The organism is Mesobacillus sp., from assembly GCF_047739415.1.
Classification (GTDB): Bacteria; Bacillota; Bacilli; order Bacillales; family Cytobacillaceae; genus Mesobacillus.
The window spans coordinates 36,177-61,539 of the sequence record NZ_JBIQOE010000287.1; the positions used below are offsets into that span (position 1 = coordinate 36,177).

Below are 25,363 nucleotides of genomic sequence, written 5' to 3' on the forward strand. Positions count from 1 at the left end.
TTCAATGACAAATGGGGATGTGGCTTGATGCTGCATCCCATCATGATGTATATATTTCAACTAGTACGATAGGAGGGAACAAGATGAACAAAGGACGCGTTCTCCAGGTTATGGGTCCGGTTGTTGACGTTAAGTTTGAAAGCGGCAATCTTCCAGAGATCTATAACGCTTTGAAAATTGTAACCAGCGATGCGGATGTGAACATCGAGCTAACTCTTGAAGTAGCCCTTCACTTAGGCGATGACACAGTTCGTACAATCGCGATGTCTTCCACAGACGGCCTTAAGCGTGGCGTCGAAGTATTAGATACAGGTGCTCCAATCTCCGTTCCGGTTGGGGACGTAACACTAGGACGTGTATTCAACGTATTGGGTGAGTCAATCGACCTTGACGCTCCAGTTGCTGCTGATGCACGCCGCGATTCAATCCACAGGGAAGCTCCAACATTCGAACAGCTTTCAACTGAGGTTGAAATCCTTGAAACAGGTATCAAGGTAGTTGACCTTCTTGCTCCATATATCAAGGGTGGTAAGATCGGATTGTTCGGTGGTGCCGGCGTAGGTAAAACCGTTCTAATCCAGGAATTGATCAACAACATCGCTCAAGAGCACAGCGGTATCTCCGTATTCGCAGGTGTTGGTGAGCGTACACGTGAAGGTAATGACCTTTACCACGAAATGACTGATTCAGGCGTTATCAAGCAAACAGCGATGGTATTCGGACAAATGAACGAACCGCCAGGAGCACGTATGCGTGTTGCCCTGACTGGTTTGACAATGGCTGAATATTTCCGTGATGAGCAAGGACAGGACGTTCTTTTCTTCATGGATAACATCTTCCGTTTCACGCAAGCAGGTTCTGAGGTTTCCGCGCTACTTGGCCGTATGCCATCAGCGGTAGGTTACCAGCCGACTCTTGCAACTGAAATGGGTAAATTGCAGGAACGTATCACATCTACTAACGTAGGTTCTGTTACTTCCATCCAGGCGATCTATGTACCAGCCGATGACTACACTGACCCGGCTCCGGCTACAACTTTCGCTCACTTGGATGCAACAACGAACCTTGAGCGTAAGCTTTCTGAAATGGGTATCTACCCTGCGGTGGATCCACTTGCTTCGACTTCACGTGCTTTGACACCTGAAATCGTTGGTGAAGAGCACTATTCAGTAGCTCGTCGCGTACAGCAAACATTACAGCGTTACAGAGAACTTCAGGATATCATCGCGATCCTTGGTATGGATGAGCTTTCTGACGAAGATAAGCTAACTGTACACCGCGCTCGCCGCATCCAGTTCTACCTGTCACAAAACTTCCACGTAGCCGAACAGTTTACAGGACAAAAAGGTTCTTACGTGCCAGTTAAAGAAACAGTTAAAGGATTCGCTGAAATCCTTGACGGCAAATATGACCACCTTCCAGAAGATGCATTCCGCCTAGTTGGCCGAATCGAAGAAGTTATCGAGAATGCAAAACGTATGGGTGTAGAGGTCTAATAACGGACCAGGAGGGTAAAAAATGAAGACGATTAAAGTCAGTGTTGTTACTCCCGATGGGCCGGTGTATGAATCAGATGTTGAAATGGTAAGCACAAAAGCGAGCACAGGCGAGCTTGGAATCTTGCCAGGCCACATTCCTATGGTTGCACCGCTACAAATTGGCGCTGTCCGTTTGAAAAATGGCAGCAAAAACGAGTTCATTGCAGTCAGCGGCGGCTTCCTCGAGGTCCGTCCTGAGCAGGTAACCATCCTTGCTCAATCTGCAGAACAATCATCTGAAATCGATCTTGAACGTGCACTAAAAGCAAAAGAACGCGCTGAGCAGCGCCTGCATGAAAGAAAGCAGGAGAACATAGACTTCAAGCGTGCAGAACTTGCCCTGCAACGTGCGATCAACCGTATTTCAGTTGCAGAACGCAGAATTTAATTTTAATGATACAATTAACACCCTCCGGGACGCCGGAGGGTGTTTTTTATTGTGGAGAGAAGTGAACCTGCTACCATCATACTTACAAATCTGGGGCCAGATTCCGTTTCGCCAATAAAGTAGTGAAAATCGCCAATAAAATCTGATTTTCGCCAATAAAAAATTTTTTTCGCCAATAAATCGGAATTATCGCCAATAAAATTGTGAAAACCGCCAATAAAACGAAACACCAGCCAATTCACTCTCCAATTTTCAGTAGAATCTCTTACTTCAACCACACATTTAAGCAAAATCAGAAGAGATGCCTCCTTCCAACCCACTATATTGCAAGCAAAATTAGTATAACTCAGCATTCGTTGCCATTCTCATGCGAAAATCACAAAAATGATCGCCAAAATAATCGAAATCACTCTTCCAAAACAGATTGCCACAATGTTGACAAACGTCACTGACAACTTAATCCAAAATGTATTTAATATAAAATGTAAGCGATTGTCTTATTTTAGGAGCAGTGGATACCCAAACAAGGAGGCTGCACACTCCAAATCGAAGCGCTGCAATGGCAATAAAAAGCCTGGTGAAAACAATGAGAATAAATTGCCTTCCGAACAACTAAGTATGGAAGGGGACGACTCTTTCCGGCTGAAAATCCAATCTTCAATCAGAAACTATTTTTCTATTGAAAAAGGCTTGGAAGAAGGTTGCCAGATTGTTCAAAGGCTTGTCGACACACTATTGCAACAATGGTATAATTGTTATCGGTTACAAGATTAAAAAGTATGAAAATTTCACAACATTGGAGGGATGGGCATGGAGCAGTTGAATCTATATCAAAATAACTATTTGATAGTCTTTGTGTTCCTATGTCTCGGGGTATTGCTTCCAATCGTAGCCTTGTTTGCGGCTAAGCTTTTGAGGCCGAAATACAAGCAGGACGAGCGGAAATATACCACCTACGAGAGTGGTATGGAACCGTTCAGCGATGCGCGGGTCCAATTTAATGTCCGTTATTATGTTTTTGCTCTTATGTTCGTTATTTTTGATGTAGAAACAGCGTTTTTGTATCCATGGGCTGTCGCCTATGAGAAGCTGGGAATCTTCGCATTAATCGAGATGCTGATTTTCGTCGTAATGCTTCTCATCGGACTCATCTACGCATGGAAAAAGAAGGTGCTAAAATGGATTTAAAGTTGGATGATTTCTCACCTGAAGAAGTGGCAGAACTCCAAAGGAACGTATTTGTGACAACTCTTGAACAGGTTAAAGGCTGGGCCCGCAGCAACTCAATGTGGCCAATGACTTTCGGTCTTGCGTGCTGCGCGATTGAAATGATGGCATCCAGCTCGGCTCACTATGACCTGGACCGTTTCGGGACATTTTACCGAAACTCACCTCGTCAGTCTGATGTCATGATTGTTTCAGGTACTGTAACGAAGAAAATGGCTCCGACTGTGCGCAGGCTGTACGATCAGCTGGCAGAACCAAAGTGGGTAATCGCGATGGGTTCATGCGCAACAGCAGGCGGTCCATATGTAAAATCATACTCAGTTGTAAAAGGTGTCGATCAGATTGTGCCGGTCGATGTTTACATACCGGGTTGCCCGCCGAATCCAGCAGCATTGATTTACGGGATTAATAAATTGAAAGAGAAAATCCGTTATGAGGCGAAAACCGGGAAGAAGGTGATCTAACCGATGAGCGGGGAAAAGGATTTAGAGCAGATAAAGAGAGAAGCAGCCCAAAAAGCAAAAGAGCTTGCAAAGCAGCGTCAGGCCGCTAAACAAGCTGGGGAAGGAAACGACCCAAAAGAGGTTGCCGACAAAGTCGCCGAACCTGAAGTGAAGGAAACTGAGGCAAAGGCAGAAGCACCAGCAGGTGACGATGCCGAGCTCGCTAAAAAGAAAGCCGCTGCAGCAGCGAAGGCAAAGGCAGCTGCACTGGCGAAAATGAAAGCAACTGGCCAGGCCGCAGACGAAGCGCCTGAAGCCAAAGAAGAAGTATCGGCTCCGGTAGAAGGTCAAGATGCTGATTTAGCCAAGAAAAAAGCAGCCGCAGCAGCAAAAGCGAAAGCAGCCGCTCTTGCAAAAATGAAAGCAACTGGCCAGGTGGAGGAAAGCGCTGAAGTGGAAACTCCAGCAGCAACTGAAGCTTCAGCAGGCGACGATGCTGATCTTGCGAAAAAGAAAGCCGCAGCCGTAGCAAAAGCGAAGGCGGCGGCAGCAGCGAAAGCCAAAGCCGCAGCCGGCGGGGGATCCGCTGACGATGAAAAAGCGAAAGCGATTGCCGCAGCGAAGGCAAAAGCAGCCGCTGCAGCGAAAGCGAAATCAGCAGCTGGCGCAAAAGCAGGAGCAGATGAACCTGTTGAAGAGAAAAAGCCATCTCCAAACCAGCCTTACTTAGATAAATATGTAAAAGTGATCACAGACAACCTTGGTGATAATATTTTGGAAGATTCCTATATTAATCCTCTTTCAAAAGACGTCCCAACGCTTGTCGCGAAGAAGGAATCTTATTATCGCCTGGCTGAATTCCTGAAGTACAACGAACTATTAGGCTTCGATTACCTGTCAGAGCTGCACGGCACTGATTTCCAGACACATATGGAAGTGTATGTTCACTTGTACTCATACAAAAACAGGCAGTCAGTTGCGTTAAAGGTCAAGCTTGACCGCGATCAGCCTGTTACTCAGTCCGTCCAGCCTCTATGGGCAGGAGCTGATTGGCCAGAGTGTGAAACGTATGACTTGCTTGGCATCAAATTCGAAGGCCATCCAAACCTCCATCGCATCATGCTTGGTGAAGACTGGGTAGGCCACCCGTTAAGAAAAGACTATGAACCGTATGATGTGGAGGTGTAGCCCGTGATACGCACAGAAGAAATGCTCTTGAACGTGGGCCCGCAGCACCCTAGTACACACGGTGTATTCCGCCTCGTTCTGAAAATTGACGGTGAAATTATCGTTGAAGCAAAGCCGGTTATCGGTTATTTGCACCGCGGGACTGAAAAGCTTGCCGAAGACCTGCAATATACACAGATCATTCCGTATACAGACCGGATGGACTATGTTTCGGCGATGACGAATAACTATGTAATCGTCCATGCAGTCGAAACGATGATGGGCTTACAGGTGCCTGAACGCGCCGAGTATCTAAGGATTTTGGCGATGGAATTGAACAGGGTTGCCAGCCACTTGCTGTGGTGGGGAACATTCATCCTCGACTTCGGTGCAACGAGCCCATTGCTTTACGCATTCCGTGACCGAGAGATGATCCTGAACCTGTTGAATGAACTGTCTGGTGCTCGTCTGACGTTCAACTACATGCGTGTAGGCGGCGTTAAATGGGATGCTCCGGAAGGCTGGATCGAAAAGGTGGCAGAGTTTGTCCCTTACCTGAGAGGCCAGCTGAAAGGCTACCACCAATTAGTATCAGGAAACGAAATCTTCCTTAACCGTACAAAGAACATCGGTACTTATACAAAGGAAGACGCAATCAATTACTCATTGAGCGGCCCAAACCTGCGCTCTACCGGCGTGAAATGGGATTTGCGCAAGGATGAGCCGTATTCAATCTATGACCGCTTCGACTTCGACGTTGTCACTCGTGATGAAGGCGATGCGCTTGCCCGTTACCATGTAAGAATGGGTGAAATTGAAGAATCACTGAAAATCATTGAACAGGCTGTGCAGCAATTCCCGAATGATGGAGAAATCATAGCCAAGGTTCCAAAAATCATCAAGGCTCCAAAAGGGGAAGCGTTTGTCCGGATCGAAGGCTCTCGAGGTGAGATCGGATGCTACATATCCAGCGATGGAAAAAAAGAGCCGTACCGTCTCAAGTTCAGAAGACCGAGCTTCTACAATCTGCAAATCCTTCCTAAACTGCTCGAAGGAGAAAGTATCTCAAATCTGATTGCAATTTTAGGAGCGGTTGATATCGTTCTTGGGGAGGTAGACGGATAATGGTTCAGGATCTACTCGAATCAAGCGCTGGCCTCATGAATTTCAGTATTTTCTTCGTCCTGGCTGTCGTCCTGCTGTTCGTAATCCTTGGATTCGTAACCATGGCGATTCTGGCAGAGAGGAAAGTTCTTGGTTTCATGCAGGGCCGTTATGGTCCATCCCATGTCGGCGGTAAATGGGGGCTTTTGCAATCCGTAGCCGACGTCGTAAAGCTTCTTGTAAAAGAAGACTTAATTCCAAAAGCAGCGGATAAGCCGCTGTTCATTATCGCACCAGTCATCGCGTTCGCGCCGTCCTTCATGGTCATGGCGACGATTCCATTGACAGACAAATTGCAATTTGCTGACTTGAATGTTGGATTTCTGTATTACATCGCCATTTCAGGGCTGACAATCGTTGGCATGCTGATGGCAGGCTGGGCATCCAACAACAAGTACTCATTGCTTGGCGGTATGCGTGCCGCGGCACAGATGATTTCCTACGAAATCCCGCTTGTCATGAGCGTTCTTGGAATCGTCCTGCTGACAGGCAGCCTGAATCTCAATGAGATTGTTGCAGAACAAGGTGACAATGGCTGGTTCATCCTATGGCAGCCAATCGCGTTCATCGTGTTCTTCATCGCTGCTACTGCCGAATTGAACAGGGTTCCGTTCGACCTTGCTGAAGCGGAAAACGAGCTTGTTGCCGGTTTCCACACAGAGTACTCTGGCTTCCGCTGGGCGATGTTCATGCTTGCTGAATATGTGTATATGTTCGCAATGTCTGCGTTGATCACTGTATTATTCCTTGGAGGCTGGCTGCCGCTGCCGTTCCTCGGCTTCATTCCAGGAGCTGTATGGTTCGCGCTAAAGTTCAGCGTAGTGGTCTATATCCTTATTTGGTTCCGTGCTACGTTCCCGCGTATCCGCGCCGACCAATTGATGGAGTTCGCATGGAAAGTGCTTCTGCCGGTAGCGCTGGCAAACATCTTCCTTACTGCTTTGATTAAAGAATTTTTTCTAAAATAGGAATGGAAGCAGCATTGCTTCCTGCATTAAAGGGGTGAATTACGTGCTAGGATGGACTAAAGGATTAGCTTATACCCTTAAACAATTGACTCGCGAAAAGCTGACTTACGATTATCCAAACGAACCGATTCCGCTTCCTGACCGATTCCGCGGGATCCAGAAGTTTTATCCTGAAAAATGCATCGTCTGCAACCAGTGTGCCAATATTTGCCCGACAGATTGCATTAACTTGACTGGTAAAAAGCATCCTGATCCAACGAAAAAAGGCAAAATCATTGATACGTATGATATCAACTTCGAACTTTGCATCCTCTGTGACCTGTGCACAGAAGTTTGCCCGACTGAAGCGATCATCATGACGAACAACTTTGAGCTTGCTGAATATAGCCGGGATGATTTATTCAAGAACCTGGAATGGCTTGACGAAAATGATGAGAATATACGGAAGGTGAATAAAGCATGACGTTAACAGGCGAATTTCTTGCGTTTATGTCACTTGCTTTAGTGGCGGTAATCGGCGGCGTGCTTTTATTAAACCTCACCAAGGTGATCCACATGGTCGTAGCGCTCGTCTTTACATTCGTCAGTATTGCAGGTATTTATGTGTTGCTGTCCGCTGAATTCCTGGCGGTCATCCAAGTAATGATCTATTCCGGCGCCATCACAATCATGATGCTGTTCGGAATCATGCTCACCCGCCACCATGGCGACGAAGAGGAGCCTAAAGGAGGTATGCTGCGCAAGCTTGCACTGCTGCTCGGCGTACTAGGCTTTGGTGCAGCTGTTTATTTTGGAATTTACGATTTGGATTTCCAAGCAGTACCTAATACACTGCATGAAAACAATACAGAACAAATCGGGGTATCGCTGTTCTCGCAGTACATTATCCCGTTTGAACTGACATCCGTGATCCTGCTTGCTGCGCTTGTCGGCGCAATCGTACTGGCGCGTAAGGATGACGAAAAGGAGGGTGATCAGGAATGAGTTCTGTTCCGGTTTCAGCCTATCTGGCTCTTGCACTTATTCTTTTTTGCATCGGCCTTTACGGTGCCCTGACAAAAAAGAACACAGTTATTGTGTTGATTTCCATCGAATTGATGCTTAATGCGGTCAATATCAATCTGGTAACCTTCAGTAAATACGGAGTAAATCCTTCGATCACTGGCCAGGTTTTCGCGCTGTTCTCCATTGCGGTGGCAGCAGCTGAAGTAGCGGTAGGACTGGCGATTCTGATTTCGCTTTACCGCAACCGCAGAACGGTCAATATTGATGAAATGAATCAGTTGAAAAATTAGATTGATGGATTTTTCATAGGCGGCATTTGCCGCTGAAATCAGAAGATTTCTTGTAGCTGGACTGCCCCGTGAAAGACGGGCCTCAATCTGACGGGCGTATATATGATAGATAGCGCACGTTCAAAAAAGGGGATTGTGATATTAATGGAGAATGCTTGGCTCATTCCGCTGTTCCCGCTTGTATCCTTTCTATTCCTTCTGCTGTTCGGTAAAAAGCTTAAAGAAGCGAGCGCATTCGTTGGCATCCTTGCGACGCTTGCCTCTCTCGTATACTCCATCCTTGTGCTGATCGAGCGCTTTTCGGAGTCTACATTCAAAGCTGAAGCCGTTTGGCTGACAATAGGGAATCTGGAACTAACTGCGGGCTTTGAAGTAAATCAATTAAACGCATTAATGCTGGTGATCGTGTCTCTTGTCAGCTTCCTTGTGCACACCTATTCAAAAGGGTATATGCATGGTGATGAGCGCTTCCCGGTTTTCTATGCTTATCTAGGACTATTTACTTTTGCAATGCTTGGTCTTGTAATCTCGCCGAATCTTTTGCAGACATATATTTTCTGGGAATTGGTCGGTGTAGGTTCATTCCTGTTGATTGGATTCTATTTTTACAAAGAAAGCGCCAAAGCGGCTGCAAAGAAAGCCTTCATCATGACCCGTATCGGGGATGTTGGGCTGCTGATCGGGATGATTCTTTTATTCTGGCAAACTGGCAGCTTCGAATATGATGAAATTTTCGCTGCGGTAGAAGAAGGCGCGATTTCCGGAACGATGATTACCCTGACTGCGATTCTGATCTTCATCGGCGCAGTTGGTAAATCAGGTCAGTTCCCGCTTCATACATGGCTTCCAGACGCGATGGAAGGCCCGACGCCAGTTTCTGCGTTAATCCACGCAGCAACGATGGTAGCGGCCGGTGTTTACTTGGTCGCATCGCTGTTCCCGTTGTTCAATGCGAGTGAAACAGCTATGCTGACTGTTGCAACCATCGGTGCTTTCACAGCGATTTTTGCGGCCACAATTGGCCTTGTCCAGACTGACATCAAGCGTGTTCTTGCATTCTCGACCGTCAGCCAGCTTGGCTATATGATGCTTGCACTGGGTTCTGCCGGTTATGTTGCCGGAGTATTCCACTTGATGACTCACGCTTTCTTTAAAGCATTGTTATTCCTTGCAGCAGGCAGCGTCATCCATGCTGTACATACTCAGGATATTGAAAAAATGGGCGGGCTTTGGAAAAGGCTTTCGTTCACTGGACCTTTGTTCCTGATCGGAACACTGGCAATCAGTGGTGTCCCATTGTTCTCAGGCTTTTTCAGTAAAGATGAAATTTTAATCGCTGCATGGGCAGATGGCAATTACCCATTGTTCTGGCTAGCAGTGATCGCGGCATTCTTCACAGCATTCTATATGTTCCGCCTTTTCTTCATGGTCTTCTCCGGTGAAGCACGCAGCGAAATGAAGAATGTCCATGAATCGCCATCCGTGATGACTTTGCCAATGCTGGTGCTTGCTGTACTGGCAGTCGTTGCTGGTTATGTAAACACACCTTGGTTCGGCACATTCCTTGGCGACTGGCTCGTTGAAGGAAACGAAGCGCTTGGCCACGGCCATATCGAAGGCCCAGGCTGGATCATGTTTGTCGCGACAGCTGTCTCCTTGCTCGGCATCCTGCTTGCCTGGATGATGTACAGCAAGAAGTCGATTTCACGCGACTGGCTGTCCAGCAGAGCGCCAATTGCTTATAACATCGTGAAAAACAAGTACTATATCGATGAAATTTACAATCAGAGCATCGTGTTTGGAGCAAAAGCGATCAGCTTGTTCCTGCGGTTCATCGAGGTCTTCCTTGTTGAAGGACTCGTCAAGCTGACAACAGCAGCGGTCCAGGGACTTGGCAAAGCCGGTGCGAAAATCCAGAACGGCCAGGTACAGACGTACGGCACAATCGCCTTTGTCGGCCTTGCAGTCCTGATTGTCATCTATGCGCTGACAGGGGGGTATTTATAATGGATTTCAACTATTTTCTTACCTTGCTGGTATTCTCCCCTTTACTAGGAATCCTGCTCTTGGCGTTCATGCCAAAGGTGAATGAATCAGGCATCAAAATGCTTGGCGTACTGGCAACACTGCCGTCATTGATCCTTGCGCTGATCGCATACTTTTCGTATCGCGGCGGCAATGACCTGGCTAATTTTTCGGAAAAATTCCGCTGGATCCAATTCGGCGGCCAGGGTGCCGAGCAATCCGGCATGTTCTCAGTGAACTATGAACTTGGCATCGATGGATTCGGTTTAATCATGGTGGTTCTCACAGCAGTGATCGCAACGCTTGCTGCCATCGCGTCTTTCCATATCAAAAAAGAATGGAAAGGCTACTACATGCTGTTCTTGCTTCTCGAGATCGGGATGCTGGGAGTATTCACATCACAAAACTTGATCCTTTTCTTCCTTTTCTTCGAAATTACCTTGATTCCAATGTTCTTCCTGATTGGAAAATGGGGCTATTATGAAAAAGAAAAGGCTGCTTACAGCTTCTTGATTTATAACGGACTTGGCTCAGCAATTTTGCTGATCGTCATCATGGTGTTATTTGCAAGAACAGGCACTTCAAATATCGAAATGCTGTCAGTCATGATGAACTCAGAAAACGCGCAAATGTTCGCGCCGGTCTCTGAATCATTGAAAATGGGATTATTGATTGCATTGCTTGTCGCATTCGGTGTCAAGCTGCCAATCTTCCCACTTCACAGCTGGATGCTGCGCGTCCACGTTGAAGCGCCGCCATCCATCGTCATGATCCACTCAGGGATCCTGCTTAAGATCGGTGCATTCGGTTTGATCCGCTTCGGGATGGGGATTTTCCCTGAACAATTCGCGGAATTAGCGGTGCTGCTTGCAGTATTGGGTGTAATTAACCTGCTTTACGGAGCGTTCCTTGCTTTTATCCAGACAGATTTCAAAATGGTCCTTGCTTACTCTTCTATTTCCCATATGGGGATCGTTTTAATCGGACTTGGAGCATTAAATGAAGCAGGAATTCAAGGCGCTATTTTCCAGGTCGTGTCCCACGGCTTGATTTCAGCATTATTGTTCTTCCTTGTCGGTGTGTTATATGAACGCACGCACACGACAACGCTTGCCAACCTGGGCGGGATGGCAAAAGGAATGCCGCTTGCATCAGGCTTCTTGCTGGCAGGCGCGATGGCATCGCTTGGATTGCCTGGCATGTCAGGGTTCGTAAGTGAATTCATGGCATTCCTTGGACTATTCGAAGAAATGCCAGTCCTTGCAGCGGTCGGTACAATCGGCATCATCATGACAGCCGTTTACCTGCTGCGTGCAGTCCTGGCCATCACGTATGGCAATGCAGAGCGAGAATTCGCCGGAGTTACAGACATCCGCTCATTTGAATGGGCACCAGTGTTGGTGCTTATCGGCTTGATCGTTCTGATCGGTGTATATCCAGCTGTTCTAAGTGAACCGCTTCAGGCAACATTAGAGACTATCATGATGGGAATAGGGGGGTGATGAAGGATGGATCTAGATACACTTCTATCATTTGATTGGGGGACGATGACTCCGGAATTCATCATCCTTGGTGTAATTGCAATTTTATCAGTCGCTGATTTATTCATGCCTAAGCATGTAGACCGGAAAGTCCTCGGCTGGGCCGGTTTTGTAGGTGTTGTACTGGCGCTGATTTCACTGGTGTCGCTGATTGGCACCGAAACTACATCGATTTTATACGATACATTCAGATTGGATTCTTTCGCTATTGCCTTCAAGCTGATCCTCCTTCTCGGAGCCGCGCTTGTCATGCTATTGGCGATCGACTACAGGACGAATGATGGACTTGAGGAATATAAGGGAGAATTCTTCTACCTGTTCCTCACTGCCTTGCTTGGTACGATGTTCATGGCTTCAAGCGGCGACTTGATCACATTGTTCGTCGGCCTTGAATTGCTATCCATTCCGTCTTACGTCCTTGCAGGTATGCGCAAGCGTAACCTGAAATCAAATGAATCGGCTATGAAATACGTCCTGAACGGCGGAATTTCCACTGCGATTACATTGTTCGGTATGAGCTATGTGTACGGAATCGCCGGAACAACAAATTTAAAAGGAATCGCCCAAGTCTTTGGAGGTCTGAGTGACCCTCAGCACATTTACATTCTTGGACTGGCATTCTTCATGATTTTTGTCGGCCTGTCATTCAAGCTGGCATCAGCACCATTCCATATGTGGGCACCGGATGTATACGAAGGAGCACCAACTCCAGTGACAGCGTTCTTGAGCGTCGTCTCGAAAACAGCTGGATTCGTCATCATCCTGCGTATCCTGTTATCCATTTTCGGATATATTCCTGTCGCACAGGAAGATGGGCAGCCAATACCGCTGCTGTTCGCGGTTCAGGATTACATCGCATTCCTGGCGGGAGCAACAATGATCATTGGTAACGTCGTCGCCTTAAGACAGCGCAACATCAAGCGCATGTTCGCCTACTCAAGTATCGCGCATGCCGGTTACATCCTTGTCGCGCTGACTGCCATGTCATTCGTGACCTTCGATGCTATCTGGTTCTACATGCTTGCTTACGTATTAATGAATCTGGGCGCATTCGCCATCATTCAGCTGATCACAATGAAAACTGGCTCAGAAGATATCAGCCACTTCGCCGGCCTCTACCGCCGCTCGCCTCTATTGGCTGTCGGAATGGGAATCTTCATCCTGTCACTCGCAGGGATCCCAGGTACAGCAGGCTTCATCGGTAAGCTGAACATCTTCATGGGAGCATTGATGGTCGACCAGGCACACTACGTACTGGTATCGATCATGATTGCAACAACAGTCGTATCCTATTTCTACTACTTCGGAGTCATGACACAAATGTTCTTCCGCCCAGCAGCAAGCGACGAAAAAATCCAGCTGCCAGCAGGAACAACAGCCGTCATCCTGATCACAGTAATCGGAACGATCCTGTTCGGAGTCATGCCAAACCTGGCAATCGACTTTATGTATACGAACTTCAATCAGTTCGTCGACTTCATGAGATAAGTTTGTTACTTCACTAACTAGGAAGAACAAGCTCCGGAAAACACGAAACATGTATGGATTTTGGGGAAAATCTAGTCATGGAAACAAAGGGGTAAATTCAACTGGCCTTGCTTTGATAGCGGGCCAGTTTTTTATGGGCTTGAAATTATGCGAAAACAAAGAAGGATATATGCTGTAATTGCGAGCGGGGAGAAAGTTTCGGTTACAAGAGAGATGAACATGTGCCCGAAGCGATTGGAAAGAGGACTTTCGGTCACATGAAACTTTCCGAATTCTGATACGTCTAAATAACAGGTAATCATCACGTTTATGTTAAAATAAACATGATAAGGGGGGATTTTTATGATAACAGGTTTTGGCGGCTTCGCGCTGACCAGCATTCTAACACATCTTGTATTTATCGCCATTTCATGGTGGGCTCTTCAAGCACTTCAATTTGATAAGCTGCTCCGGGCAAACCATGTTCTCCAAGCCCGAGTTTTATATATACTTGCATCCATCGCACTGGGATCCACAGTAAGTAATTTCTTCCTTGATTACCTCCAATGGTCACAGCAGCTTCCGATGATTTTTCAGTAAGGCTCTAAATGGGTAGTTACTCACTATCAGACTTTTATATGCCTTTAAGCAAACTCTATGCACCAGCAAGTTTTTGGACTTTTAGCTCATCTGCTGTAAGGTCTATACAAATTGGTAAAAAATTAGGTCTTCATACATGTTTCCAAAACGTGAAAACTTGAGTATTATTGTCTTTGTGCTTGTTTTTTTGCGCTGGCATGTTTGTTTTTTCACAAACAATGAACACCCGGCCAAGTTGGTACATAGAATGATGTCAAAAAGTGACGAGAATTCCCAAGTATGCGATTCGCTCTCCTGGTAAGAATGGTAATAAGGGGAGAGTGAGGGACATATGAAGAAGATTCCATTTATTTTATCAATTTTTGGCATTATTGGTTTTATTGTGCTTCAAGCTGGGAATAAGACGACTGTAGCTGACGCTGATCATGAAATAAAAACTCTGGCCTCAGTTTTGCAGGACGAAAATATTTTGATCACTGGTTGGTCTATATATGCAAGGGAAACATTGGAAGAAGAAAATGTCGAAGACTTGGTAAAAGAATTGAAGGTCCAGCTTCCGAATTGGACATGGAACCGCCGCAATGGAGAACTAACAGCTGTTTCGAATTCTTCTGAGATTCAGGAAAAAATTAAAATTGTTTCTACCGACACAAACGGGCCGATACATACGTATGTGATGTATGAGGTCAGAGGTCAGCATTGGAATAAAAATACAGAAACCTTTTTAAACAAAAATTTACCAGGCAGAATATTTGACATTTTTCGCGGAAATGCCACAACTTTCTCTTGTATTGAAGGCGAAATCAATGATAAGATAAAATCGGCTTTACCTGTTTATAAAACTAAATTGCTTGAGGCTTTTCAAGCCGAGGAAGTCGAAGGATTGGAAGAAGACTCATTTATTTCCACATCTGCCGTTTCGCCTTTGTTCGACAACTCTTTAAGCAATGACCATGAGATGAATCTGCAGCTTGGATTACGGAAAACTGATCGATTGGGCGCAAAGACTACCCTCGTAGTTGGCACACCCATCATAACGATTGAATATTAATATAGAGAAATTGGACGCGGAGGGGAATACACTTGGAAAAAATCATCGTCCGCGGTGGACAAAGGCTAAGCGGTTCTGTAAAGGTTGAAGGAGCTAAGAATGCCGTCTTGCCTGTTATCGCTGCAACATTATTAGCAAGTGACGGAAAAAGCGTAATTCGTGATGTGCCAACTCTCTCCGATGTATATACCATCAACGAAGTATTACGTTCTTTAAACGCCGTAGTGGAGTTTGAAAATAACACAATTACAGTAGATGCATCCAGAGAGTTAAAAATAGAAGCACCTTTTGAGTATGTTCGTAAAATGCGTGCTTCTGTATTAGTAATGGGATCCCTGCTTGCCAGGAATGGCCGTGCTCGCGTAGCATTGCCAGGTGGCTGTGCAATCGGTTCCCGTCCTATCGACCAGCACCTTAAAGGCTTTGAAGCAATGGGTGCGACTGTCAAGGTAGGCAACGGTTTTATCGAAGCCGAAGCAGTCAATGGTTTGCACGGAGCTAAAATATACCTTGATTTCCCTAGCGTAGGTGCTACGGAAAACATTATGATGGCGGCAGTCCTTGCAAAAGGAACAACAGTCATCGAAAACGTTGCAAAAGAACCAGAAATCGTCGACCTTGCAAACTTCCTGAACAAAATGGGAGCGAAGGTAAAAGGCGCCGGCACTGGCACAATCAAGATTGAAGGTGTAGAAGTACTGTTTGGTGCTGACCACAACATCATTCCTGACCGAATCGAAGCAGGAACCTTCATGGTTGCGTCTGCCATCACTGGCGGAAACGTCCTTGTAAAAGGCGCTGTACCGGAACATCTTTCTTCATTAGTTGCGAAGATGGAAGAAATGGGCGTTACCATCATTGAAGAAGAAGAAGGCTTACGTGTCATTGGGCCTGAAAAATTGAAAGCAGTCGACATCAAGACGATGCCGCACCCTGGCTTCCCGACAGATATGCAATCCCAGATGATGGCATTGCTGTTGCGCGCTCAGGGCACAAGCATGATCACGGAAACTGTTTTCGAAAACCGCTTCATGCACGTGGAGGAATTCCGCCGCATGAACGCAAACATCAAAATCGATGGCCGCTCTGTCATCATGAACGGACCATCAAACCTTCAGGGAGCAGAAGTGGCAGCAACTGACCTGCGTGCAGCAGCATCACTGATCCTGACTGGACTTGTAGCAGATGGAATGACCCGCGTAACAGAGCTTTACCACCTGGACCGCGGCTATGTGAACTTCCATCATAAGCTTGCAGCACTTGGCGCAGACATCGAACGCGTCAGCGAAGTAGAAGAGCAGCCAGTAACGGATAAATTAGTCTCAGACATGAACGCATAAATATTACTACTCAATGAACCGGAGAATTGTGCTTTAACGTATAGTTCTGCGGTTTTTTGATTTTAATGGGCTGGTTGGAGTCCAAAAATTCATGTCCAATTTCGTGAATTTGTTTTGACCGACTTATTATGAGACTTTCGACAGAACAATATGCATTTTCGATTTCTGTCATAAAAGCTTGTCCGCCTCCATATGAATGAAATGAGACGGTTTACGACCGGATTAATTTCATAATGGAGGCTTTTTCTATGTTAAAATTCAAACCATTCATCGTACTAGCTGCAATTCTATTCGCCGTCACTCTCCTGATCCCATCCTTGCTTGTCCTCCCTTTTATGGAAGAAAAGGCAGGCGGAAAACTGGGGGAAGAGCTGCAAAGTGAGGCAAAGGATGTTGCCGCGGTCCCTACAGCAGACTCGGCTGTTGAGGTAGCCGTTTACCGGACAGCGTTGTCCAAGACAGAGAAGCTTCCGCTTGATGAATACTTGATCGGCGTTGTTGCTGCCGAAATGCCCGCTGAGTTCGAGCTTGAGGCATTGAAGGCACAGGCGCTGTCAGCAAGGACTTATTATGTAAAACAAATGCTCAGCCCAAATAAAGTAGGCGTACCTGAAGGCGCCCAGTTGAATGATACTGAAATCCACCAGGTATTTAAAAATAAAGAAGAATTGAAAAAGCAGTGGGGCGTTGATTACAAATGGAAGATAAAGAAGATAGCTGAGGCGGTCAAAGCAACGGATGGCCAGGTGCTCACATATGATGGCACCCCAATCGATGCGACCTTCTTCTCGACATCGAACGGTTTCACCGAAAACTCAGAGGAATACTGGTCAAACTCCCTACCGTATTTGCGCAGTGTAGAAAGTCCATGGGATCTCGAGTCGCCGAAGTTCCGCAACCAAACGGTAATGAAGGTTGCTGAGGTGGAATCAAAGCTTGGTGTCAAACTTCCGAACTCTCCGGAGATTGGCAAAGTCATCTCGAGAACATCAGGCAACCGCGTAGCAAAAATCGATATCGGCGGCAAGGTCCTTACAGGGAAGGAAGTACGTGAGAAGCTAAAACTCCGCTCCAGCGACTTCACCTGGGAGCTAAAAGGCAGCAACGTCGTCATCACCACCGAAGGCTTCGGCCACGGAGTCGGTATGAGCCAATACGGAGCCAACGGCATGGCCACCGAAGGCAAGACCTACCAGGACATCGTCAAGCACTACTACAAAGGCGTTGAGATCAGTGAAGCTGATAGCATGCTGACGAAGGTTACGGCGAAGAAATAAATCTAATGTGCCCGCAACGGCGGTAACGGAATAATGACGAGGCCAGGGTGAAGAGCACCCTGGCTTTTTAGCGCGTTTGGGATTGGTTTAGGTAACTATTATTTTTTCGCGATATTGAAGAACGTTTCGATGTCTGGAGGCATGTGGTAGACGCGGCCATTAGTGGTGCCTGTGAAGGGCAAATTCAATGAAATTAAAAGATCGCTGGCTGTTTTTGATGAAATACCGCTGCAAAATTCTCTACACATCTGATTCTTGACTGTTGGACTAATAAGGAGGAAAAAATCTTTTATAGTCTTGTGATGAGCTGTTTTGGACTTATGCATGCACACGGGACAGCGCCATATCCATTTTTCGCGATACATGCCATATGCTGAACAGGAGGGACATTGGACTCCTTTTTGAAGGTCATCTGGTGTAAGGGAATATTGTTTAAGAATGTCAGGGCGGTGTGGGGAATGATTCTTTAGAAGCGTTTTTGATAACTTTTTTACATCTTTATCAGTAAAACTTGGATTTGACGTGCCTTCATCGATTTGAAGAACTCGGCTTAATAATACATCGCCTTTGACAATCAAGTTGTTTAAGGAACGATCACTTACTTTGATAATAGTAGAGGAATTGCTGATGGCCACGAGATGGTATATGGGCGGGACGCTGAATTTATGGATTTGGAGCCATCTTTTCAAATGCCAGGCTTGCATACGAACCTGGTTAATGGGATTATCATATGATTTCTCTAAGTCATTCTTTGTTTGTATCATTTGTTGGGAATGTTTGTCGAAGAAAAGGGTTCCGGAATAGGCTTTTGTTTCAATTAGAAGGATATATCGAAGAGTTAGGATAAGGGTATCGATTTGGAAATGCCATTTTTCATCTTGAAGGCGTAAATCCCGGAAGATGTGGAAGCCTTTTTCAGGTAAAAAACTTAAACGGTAATCAGTTTGCAGCTCACCTTTAAACCCCGCGCGGCGAGATTTGTAATCTTGTTCAATTAATGAGATTTTAGGATGATTTGGTAAGATTCTTTCCATTAATGCCTCATACATGAGAAGCCGAATCGGGTATATCCTTTCTTTTTCAATCAAAATGGTCACTTCCTTATTAGTTTTTATATGAATTCTTTGTTTTCACTGAAAATACCTACCGATATAACTGTTTTATTATGAAAGTTTTATGTCCGATTAACTAATTACAATTTAATTCTACGGTTGGGAGCAATAATTTAACGGTTGCAGCCAATAATTTAACGGTTTAGACAAAAAATTTAACGGTTGCAGCATTTTTTTTAACGGTTGAAGAATTGAGTACCCAAAGTCACTGCTAGAATTCAAAAAGCCAGCCTCAATATCAAGGCCAGCCCCTAAAAAACCGTAACTAATAACTATCTTAAAAATAAATCCAGCTATAATCCCCGAACTCTCTCCTCGATCCCACGCAAAACCCTCCCGAGCCGCGGGAACTTGCCGCTGAAGTATGCATGGTGTATGAAGTGGGAGGCCGCTAAAACCCCAATTACGTCTTTTATAAAATCAATCAGGGTTGCCGATCGGTATGGGACGAAACTCTGGTGAATCTCGTCGAGCAGTCCGTACAGGATGGCCACGCCCATGAATGCAAAGCTCAACACGGGAGTAAAACGCTCGGTCGTCAACGCAGCCAGAACGAGCAGCACATACAGGATCCCGAATTCAACGAGATGGAGTGATTCTTTTATAAAACGGTCAACACCCTGATTTGGGAGCTCAACCAATGCATCTGCAGGATTGCTGGACATGATCCAGATCGCCGCCATATAGAAAAGCGGAAGAAGGCGTAAAAACCATACTAATAACTTTTTCATCTTAATACCTCGCTTTATAGTAGTAACTCATTCCTTACAGGGGACAGCAATATAGTAGGAGCCAGTTCAACGGGATAGCAGGCCTAAAATAACCGGCTAACATCCCAAAAAAACTTTTTTGCATAAAATCCTAACCTTTGTCGAAAAATAAGCAGTAAAAAATTTTTCAACTCTATGTATATATTTTTTCGCTTCTGTTCAAACTGATTGCTGAGGTGATGAAAATGAGAGAGGAAGAAAAAAGATCTTCTCAAGACAAAAGCAAGAACAGCTTTTTCAAGAAGCGGTGGGTGTATCCAACAGTTTATATTGCTAGTGCCGCAATCATTCTAACTGGTGTCCTTTGGTATCAAAACAGCGGAACCGATAAACTGGATCAGTCCGAGTACAAAGCGACTGACATGCCTGGCAAAAAGATGAATGATCAGCCAGCAGTTGAAGTTAACCGCTCGATGGAGAACTTTGTAATGCCAGTGGTGAATGAAGACGATGCTGTCATCCAAATGCAATTCTATGACAATGACGGCGACGCGGCTGAGCAAGAAGCAGCTCTAGTGTTCTATGATAATACGTACCATCCGAACACTGGGTTAGACATTGCTTCAAAAGATGGCAAGGAATTTGATGTAATCGCATCACTAAGCGGTACTGTCACCAATGTCATGGAAGATGCAGTGCTTGGAAATGTCATCGAAATCGAGCACGACAAAGGTATTGTAACACAATATCAGTCAGTGAAAGACTATCAAGTTAAGGTTGGCGACCAGGTCGAGCAAGGACAAGTCATTGCGAAATCCGGAACAAGCCTGATCAATGAAAAGGCTGGCAACCACGTGCACTTTGAAATCCGCAAGGACAATGTACCAGTCAATCCGCATGAGTACTTCAATAAGCCACTAAGCGCATTGCAGGACGCAAATGTGACAGAAGAGAAAGCTTCTTCTGATGCAGATGCAGGCAAGTCTGAAGATGCTGCCGAGGAAGATGTGGAAGGAAGCTCAGAGGAAGATGCTGAAGGCACAACTCCAGCGGAAGACAAGCCTGCTGAAGGCGGCTCTGATAAAAAAGACGAAGATAAGGACGCAGGAGAAGATAAAGACAAAGACTCTTCAACTGACTCTGATACTTCAAGCAACTCTTAATAAAAAATAAAATTTTGGAATCCGCCTTGCTATAAAGGCGGGTTTTTTTATTGGATTAATATGAAATACTCCGAACTTATCTAATTGCCAATTCTATGGTAAAATCATACAGGAGGAGGGATACATATGAAACGGGTACTATTAATACTCTTGTCGGTCTTCATCGCTGCACTCATTTCCGGCTGCAGCAAGGAACCGACCCCTGAAGAACGATTTTCCCAGTACGTAAAGCTTTGGAACGACCAGAAGTTTGATGAGATGTATGGATTTTTATCTGAGAAAGCGAAGGAGTCGATCACCAAAGAGGATTTCGTCTCTCGCTATAATAAAGTTTATAAAGATTTAGAGATCGACCAGCTGAAGGTCAGCTATAAACAGCCTGAGGAAGAAAAGGAATATGAAGAGAACGCAGAACTTCCTTTTTCAGCTAAAATGAACAGCGCTGCTGGTCCGATAGAATTCGACCACAATGCTACTCTTGTAAAAGAAGAACGTGAAGATAAAGCAAATTGGTATGTTGACTGGAACACGACGTACATTTTCCCAGAGCTCGAAGCAGGAGATAAAATAAGCTTCAAAAATGTCCAGGCAGAACGCGGCAGCATCCTTGACCGGGCTGGAAACGGACTTGCGATCAACGGGACGGCTGTCCAGGTCGGAGTAGTCCCTGGCAAATTGGGTGAGCCAAAAGAGCAGACAATCACGAAACTTGCGGAACTGCTCGATATGACCGAGGAGAAAATCAACAAAGCGATGAACGCCGGCTGGGTAAAACCTGACCTGTTCGTACCATTGAAAAAAGTTTCAAAGACGGACAAAGGGCTTCATGAAAAATTATTCGCACTCGATGGGGTGACGAGCCAGATGGTTGGTGCCCGTGAATATCCTTACGGAGAGGCATTGTCCCACTTAATAGGCTACGTCGGCCCAGTACTGGCTGATGACCTGGAAAAATTAGAGGGAAAAGGCTACACAAGCACAGATCTCATCGGACGCCGTGGTTTGGAGCAGGTGCTTGAAGAAAAGCTAAAAGGAACCAACGGAGTCAGGATTTCCATTGCGAAAGAAGACGGCACAGTCAAGACGCTTGCTGAAAAGCCTGTCAAAAACGGAGAGGATGTCAAGCTGACAATTGATGTCGTGGCCCAGCAGCAATTATACGACCAGCTAAAAGGAAAAGCTGGCACCGCATCGGCAATCAATCCGACGACAGGTGAAACGCTGGCATTGGTCAGCGCCCCGGGCTTCGACCCGAATGAAATGGCGCTCGGAATCTCGCAAAACAAACGCAAAATACTAGAAGATGATCCGCTCAAGCCGACGCTTAATAGATTCAAGCTTACTTATGTGCCGGGTTCTGTGATCAAGCCAATCACAGCCGCTATTGGCCTTGAAAGCGGCAAACTGCAGCTTGATACCGCTTTTGAAATTAACGAGAAACAGTGGCAAAAAGACGCATCATGGGGCAAATACAAAGTCACAAGATATTCGGACGTCAAAGGCAGCATCAACCTCGAAAAAGCACTGATCTATTCAGATAACATTTACTTTGCGAGGGCAGCACTCGGAATGGGTCAAGATACTTTTACAGAAGGCCTGAAGAAATTTGGCTTTGAAGATCAGCCAGAGTATCTCTATCCAATCGAGCCATCGCAAATCGGTAAGATTGACAGTAAAATTAGCCTGGCAGACTCAGCCTATGGCCAGGGACAGATTGAAATGAATATCCTCCATCTTGCAACCACTTATTCACCTTTGGTAAACGAGGGTAACCTTATTAAACCGATTTTGAATATGGAAGATGAGCAGGGACAAGTTTGGCAGGAAGGCCTGGTCAGCCCAGCTAATGCAGCGGCTCTAAGCAACATGCTGACAAAAGTCATCACCGATCCTAAAGGAACGGCGCATAATGGTCTGATCGCCAACTATCCGCTCGCCGGTAAAACGGGAACAGCGGAAATCAAAGAGAAGCAGGGTGAAAAGGGCAAGGAACTAGGATGGTTCGTCGCCTATAACCCGCAATCCACCGACATGATCGTCGCGATGATGATCGAGGATTCCGGTTCAAAAGACGTCGTGACGCGAGTGAAGGATTTTTATGAACTAAGACTGCAGAGTGGAATGTAAAAAAGTCCGGCCGAATCAGGCTGGGCTTTTTTACTAAGATTTTTTATTTCGAATTTTCAGCAATTAAGAGTATAATATTTCGTAGGACGAAAAATATATTGGGGGAATCTACATGTCTTTGCATACATATCCTTACTCATCCCAGCGCATGGCGACGGTCGCGCGTAATGGGATGGTTGCTACGTCACAGCCGCTTGCTGCGCAGGCTGGGCTTGATATTTTAAAAAAGGGCGGGAACGCGATTGATGCGGCGATCGCGACAGCAGCATGCCTGACGGTTGTTGAACCGACTTCTAACGGGATTGGCGGCGACGCGTTCGCGCTTGTCTGGGTAAAAGATAAGCTGTATGGCTTGAATGCGAGCGGTCCTGCTCCACAATCAATTTCTATTGAGAAAGTGAAAGAGCTTGGCCATGAAAAAATGCCTTCACATGGCTGGATTCCGGTTACGGTTCCAGGAGCGCCAGCAGCATGGGCAGAGTTATCGAAAAAATTCGGTCGCCTGCCGCTTACTGAGGTGCTGCAGCCAGCGATTGACTATGCGCGAAATGGGTATCCGCTGACTCCTATTCTCGCAAAATACTGGAAGAGTGCTTACAATGCATACAAGACTCGCTTCCAAGGTGAGGAGTACGAGGAGTGGTTCCGAGTTTTTGCTCCTAATGGCAAGGTTCCTGAAGCCGGCGAGATGTGGAAATCGGAGGACCATGCGAACACGCTCCAGGAAATCGCCGAAACGAATGGGGAAAGCTTTTACAGGGGCGCGCTGGCTAATAGAATCGCTCAAGCCTCTGAAAAAGCAGGGGCATTCCTGAGTAAATCCGATCTCGAAAACTATCATCCTGAATGGGTGGACCCAATTTCAGTGTCATACCGCGGCCATGAGGTATGGGAAATCCCGCCGAACGGGCAGGGAATCGTTGCCTTAATGGCATTGAATATTTTAAAAGGTTATGAGTTTACTCACCGGGATGACGTGAATGGCGTCCATCTGCAGCTTGAAGCGATGAAGCAGGCGTTCACGGATGGGAAGGAATATGTGACTGATCCTGCGACAATGCAGGCGAAGGTAGCGGACCTTCTATCAGAGCAGTACGGTGAGGATGGACGTGCTAAAATCAGTGATGAAGCGAGAATGCCTGAACCGGGCTCTCTTCCTAAAGGCGGAACAGTATATCTGTCGACTGCGGATGGAGAAGGCAACATGGTTTCCTTCATCCAGAGCAACTATATGGGCTTTGGCTCAGGAGTTGTCGTTCCAGGCACAGGGATTGGCCTTCAAAACCGTGGTCATGACTTCTCGCTTGATCATAACCACGCAAACGCACTTGCTCCGGGCAAGAAGACATACCATACGATCATTCCAGGCTTCATCACGAAAGATGGCCAGGCAGTTGGTCCATTCGGCGTGATGGGCGGCTATATGCAGCCACAGGGGCATGTCCAGGTGGCGATGAATATGATTGACTTTGGCTTGAATCCTCAGGCGGCGCTTGATGCACCGCGCTGGCAATGGATCGAAGGCAAACAAATCGAAGTTGAACATAACTTCCCGAATCATATCGTCAAGGAGCTCGCATCCCGCGGGCATCTGATGAAGGTAGCATATGATGGTGGAGGCTTCGGCAGTGGACAGGTCATTGTCCGCAATCCGGAAACCGGGGTTTTGACCGGCGGAACGGAAATGAGAACCGACGGTGCAATTGCCTGCTGGTAAATTATATTCTAATGAAGGCACACTCAACTTTGAGTGTGCCTTTTACTATTCTGTAAAATCATTACAAACAATCCAACTCTGTGGGAATGATATTATTCCATTTAAAAAAATTTTTTCGACAAACTCCTCCGCTTTACATACCCTTAAATCCTTACTACTGCTAACGAATTTACCACGGTCGGAAAAATATCGACATAGAAAACGATTACATTTTTTAAAAATAACGTATTGACCAGCCTGGACATTATATGGATAATTAAATTAAATTTTCTAAAGATTTAGTTAAATAAATAATTATTCATCTATATGCAAAATAACTTTTTCACAGGAGGAATCAATGTGATTATCTTAATCGGCCTGCTGGTGATTACCGGCGTCAGCCTTTTCTTGGGTTTGAAAAAAAATAAGGTAATTTTTCTGGCAATCCCATTCCTGAGTATATTTCTTTACTTCCTCATCCAGATCATCATGGTCCCAGCTCCATTTTTCGAAACGGTAAAATTTATCTTCAGCCTAAGTTAATCCATCCAGGTTCTAATTCATTTTTTCGCCTGAAATAGGTATCAACTTTGCCTGGCGCAAGGTTCATATAATTCAAATCCATATACAAAGGAGTGGGGAAAGCTTTCTATTGCTAGGCTGTTTCTGTCGTTCATGAAGGATTATACAAAGGGGATTAGCAAAACCAAAGGGGTGTAAATGTGAAGAAAATTGATAAGTCAGTTGCTGACGCGTATTTCCGTGAAAAGACCCGTAACATGATCATTTATTTCATCATATGGTTCCTCGTTTCGTTCGGCGCGGTGATGATTGCCGAGCCGCTAAGCGAGATTTCAATCGGCGGTTTCCCGTTCCACTATTTCATGGGAGCGCAGGGAGCGATAGTCACATTCATCATCCTGCTGTTTGTCAATGCAAAGCTTAGCGATGGCATTGACAGGAAGTATGGAATCGATGAGGAAAAGAATGTCCGTTTGAGCGAAGGAAAGAGCCTGGATCACTAAATCACGGGGGAAGAAAAAAAGAGCGTTTGAATAAGGGGG

General features: G+C 45.9%; 25 protein-coding genes. 22 read left to right on the forward strand and 3 right to left on the reverse strand.

Annotated elements, in window-relative coordinates; all coding sequences use genetic code 11:
- Positions 1-83 precede the first annotated feature (83 nt).
- Both atpD and ACH0QE_RS23165 read left to right on the forward strand, forming a co-directional pair.
- Positions 84-1,496 (forward strand): F0F1 ATP synthase subunit beta, encoded by a 1,413-nt coding sequence (gene atpD / locus ACH0QE_RS23160; protein WP_415802783.1) that lies wholly within the window; start codon positions 84-86, stop codon positions 1,494-1,496.
- 22 nt (positions 1,497-1,518) lie between these two features.
- On the forward strand, positions 1,519-1,926 hold the full coding sequence (locus tag ACH0QE_RS23165; protein ID WP_041964605.1) for a F0F1 ATP synthase subunit epsilon: 408 nt from the start codon (positions 1,519-1,521) through the stop codon (positions 1,924-1,926).
- A gap of 14 nt (positions 1,927-1,940) precedes the next feature.
- On the opposite strand, the gene ACH0QE_RS23170 is transcribed toward ACH0QE_RS23165, so the two are convergent.
- Positions 1,941-2,279, reverse strand: coding sequence for a hypothetical protein (locus ACH0QE_RS23170; RefSeq protein ID WP_415802784.1), 339 nt, complete (start codon positions 2,277-2,279; stop codon positions 1,941-1,943).
- Positions 2,280-2,736: 457 nt separating this feature from the next.
- Here ACH0QE_RS23170 and ACH0QE_RS23175 point away from each other — a divergent pair, with 457 nt between their 5' ends.
- From ACH0QE_RS23175 to spoIID, 15 genes are all read left to right on the forward strand, one after another.
- Positions 2,737-3,114: an NADH-quinone oxidoreductase subunit A gene (locus ACH0QE_RS23175; RefSeq protein ID WP_023613586.1), complete on the forward strand. Its 378-nt coding sequence runs from the start codon at positions 2,737-2,739 to the stop codon at positions 3,112-3,114.
- Positions 3,105-3,617, forward strand: coding sequence for a NuoB/complex I 20 kDa subunit family protein (locus ACH0QE_RS23180; RefSeq protein ID WP_023613587.1), 513 nt, complete (start codon positions 3,105-3,107; stop codon positions 3,615-3,617). Before ACH0QE_RS23175 ends, ACH0QE_RS23180 begins: the two co-directional genes overlap by 10 nt.
- Positions 3,618-3,620: 3 nt before the next feature.
- The gene (locus ACH0QE_RS23185; protein WP_415802785.1) at positions 3,621-4,784 is read left to right on the forward strand and encodes an NADH-quinone oxidoreductase subunit C; all 1,164 of its coding nucleotides are present in this window, start codon (positions 3,621-3,623) and stop codon (positions 4,782-4,784) included.
- A gap of 3 nt (positions 4,785-4,787) precedes the next feature.
- Positions 4,788-5,888 carry an NADH-quinone oxidoreductase subunit D gene (locus tag ACH0QE_RS23190; RefSeq protein WP_415802786.1) on the forward strand — a complete coding sequence of 367 codons (1,101 nt, stop codon included), beginning with the start codon at positions 4,788-4,790 and terminating at the stop codon, positions 5,886-5,888.
- A complete protein-coding gene (gene nuoH / locus ACH0QE_RS23195; protein ID WP_415802787.1) occupies positions 5,888-6,895 on the forward strand; it encodes an NADH-quinone oxidoreductase subunit NuoH in 1,008 nt (335 codons plus the stop codon). Before ACH0QE_RS23190 ends, nuoH begins: the two co-directional genes overlap by 1 nt.
- A gap of 43 nt (positions 6,896-6,938) precedes the next feature.
- Positions 6,939-7,358 (forward strand): NADH-quinone oxidoreductase subunit NuoI, encoded by a 420-nt coding sequence (nuoI, locus tag ACH0QE_RS23200; protein WP_023613591.1) that lies wholly within the window; start codon positions 6,939-6,941, stop codon positions 7,356-7,358.
- Positions 7,355-7,879 carry an NADH-quinone oxidoreductase subunit J gene (locus ACH0QE_RS23205; protein ID WP_415802788.1) on the forward strand — a complete coding sequence of 175 codons (525 nt, stop codon included), beginning with the start codon at positions 7,355-7,357 and terminating at the stop codon, positions 7,877-7,879. Before nuoI ends, ACH0QE_RS23205 begins: the two co-directional genes overlap by 4 nt.
- Entirely contained in the window at positions 7,876-8,190 is a 315-nt protein-coding gene (nuoK, locus tag ACH0QE_RS23210; RefSeq protein ID WP_023613593.1) for an NADH-quinone oxidoreductase subunit NuoK, read from the forward strand. Before ACH0QE_RS23205 ends, nuoK begins: the two co-directional genes overlap by 4 nt.
- Positions 8,191-8,334: 144 nt before the next feature.
- On the forward strand, positions 8,335-10,197 hold the full coding sequence (gene nuoL, locus ACH0QE_RS23215) for an NADH-quinone oxidoreductase subunit L (RefSeq protein WP_415802790.1): 1,863 nt from the start codon (positions 8,335-8,337) through the stop codon (positions 10,195-10,197).
- Positions 10,197-11,717 carry an NADH-quinone oxidoreductase subunit M gene (locus ACH0QE_RS23220; RefSeq protein ID WP_415802791.1) on the forward strand — a complete coding sequence of 507 codons (1,521 nt, stop codon included), beginning with the start codon at positions 10,197-10,199 and terminating at the stop codon, positions 11,715-11,717. The genes nuoL and ACH0QE_RS23220 overlap by 1 nt, the downstream gene beginning before the upstream one ends.
- 6 nt (positions 11,718-11,723) lie before the next feature.
- Positions 11,724-13,244 (forward strand): NADH-quinone oxidoreductase subunit NuoN, encoded by a 1,521-nt coding sequence (gene nuoN / locus ACH0QE_RS23225; protein WP_415802792.1) that lies wholly within the window; start codon positions 11,724-11,726, stop codon positions 13,242-13,244.
- A gap of 342 nt (positions 13,245-13,586) precedes the next feature.
- The gene (locus tag ACH0QE_RS23230) at positions 13,587-13,823 is read left to right on the forward strand and encodes a DUF1146 family protein (protein WP_102264569.1); all 237 of its coding nucleotides are present in this window, start codon (positions 13,587-13,589) and stop codon (positions 13,821-13,823) included.
- A gap of 331 nt (positions 13,824-14,154) precedes the next feature.
- A complete protein-coding gene (locus tag ACH0QE_RS23235) occupies positions 14,155-14,874 on the forward strand; it encodes a YwmB family TATA-box binding protein (protein ID WP_415802793.1) in 720 nt (239 codons plus the stop codon).
- A 32-nt stretch (positions 14,875-14,906) separates the two neighbouring features.
- Positions 14,907-16,214 carry a UDP-N-acetylglucosamine 1-carboxyvinyltransferase gene (gene murA / locus ACH0QE_RS23240; protein WP_415802795.1) on the forward strand — a complete coding sequence of 436 codons (1,308 nt, stop codon included), beginning with the start codon at positions 14,907-14,909 and terminating at the stop codon, positions 16,212-16,214.
- 248 nt (positions 16,215-16,462) lie between these two features.
- Positions 16,463-17,491, forward strand: coding sequence for a stage II sporulation protein D (gene spoIID, locus ACH0QE_RS23245; RefSeq protein ID WP_415802796.1), 1,029 nt, complete (start codon positions 16,463-16,465; stop codon positions 17,489-17,491).
- 98 nt (positions 17,492-17,589) lie between these two features.
- Here the strand turns inward: spoIID and ACH0QE_RS23250 are convergent, their stop codons facing one another.
- Together ACH0QE_RS23250 and ACH0QE_RS23255 are read right to left on the reverse strand one after the other, a co-directional pair.
- Positions 17,590-18,579 (reverse strand): nuclease-related domain-containing protein, encoded by a 990-nt coding sequence (locus tag ACH0QE_RS23250; protein ID WP_415802797.1) that lies wholly within the window; start codon positions 18,577-18,579, stop codon positions 17,590-17,592.
- Positions 18,580-18,896: 317 nt separating this feature from the next.
- Positions 18,897-19,334: a VanZ family protein gene (locus ACH0QE_RS23255; protein ID WP_415802798.1), complete on the reverse strand. Its 438-nt coding sequence runs from the start codon at positions 19,332-19,334 to the stop codon at positions 18,897-18,899.
- 224 nt (positions 19,335-19,558) lie between these two features.
- Here ACH0QE_RS23255 and ACH0QE_RS23260 point away from each other — a divergent pair, with 224 nt between their 5' ends.
- From ACH0QE_RS23260 to ACH0QE_RS23280, 5 genes are all read left to right on the forward strand, one after another.
- Positions 19,559-20,476, forward strand: coding sequence for a peptidoglycan DD-metalloendopeptidase family protein (locus ACH0QE_RS23260; protein ID WP_415802799.1), 918 nt, complete (start codon positions 19,559-19,561; stop codon positions 20,474-20,476).
- A gap of 126 nt (positions 20,477-20,602) precedes the next feature.
- Positions 20,603-22,603 carry a penicillin-binding transpeptidase domain-containing protein gene (locus tag ACH0QE_RS23265; RefSeq protein WP_415802800.1) on the forward strand — a complete coding sequence of 667 codons (2,001 nt, stop codon included), beginning with the start codon at positions 20,603-20,605 and terminating at the stop codon, positions 22,601-22,603.
- 112 nt (positions 22,604-22,715) lie between these two features.
- On the forward strand, positions 22,716-24,320 hold the full coding sequence (locus ACH0QE_RS23270; protein WP_415802801.1) for a gamma-glutamyltransferase family protein: 1,605 nt from the start codon (positions 22,716-22,718) through the stop codon (positions 24,318-24,320).
- A 339-nt stretch (positions 24,321-24,659) separates the two neighbouring features.
- The gene (locus ACH0QE_RS23275; protein WP_415802802.1) at positions 24,660-24,842 is read left to right on the forward strand and encodes a hypothetical protein; all 183 of its coding nucleotides are present in this window, start codon (positions 24,660-24,662) and stop codon (positions 24,840-24,842) included.
- Between the two features lie 179 nt (positions 24,843-25,021).
- On the forward strand, positions 25,022-25,324 hold the full coding sequence (locus ACH0QE_RS23280) for a DUF4212 domain-containing protein (protein ID WP_415802803.1): 303 nt from the start codon (positions 25,022-25,024) through the stop codon (positions 25,322-25,324).
- Positions 25,325-25,363 lie beyond the last annotated feature (39 nt).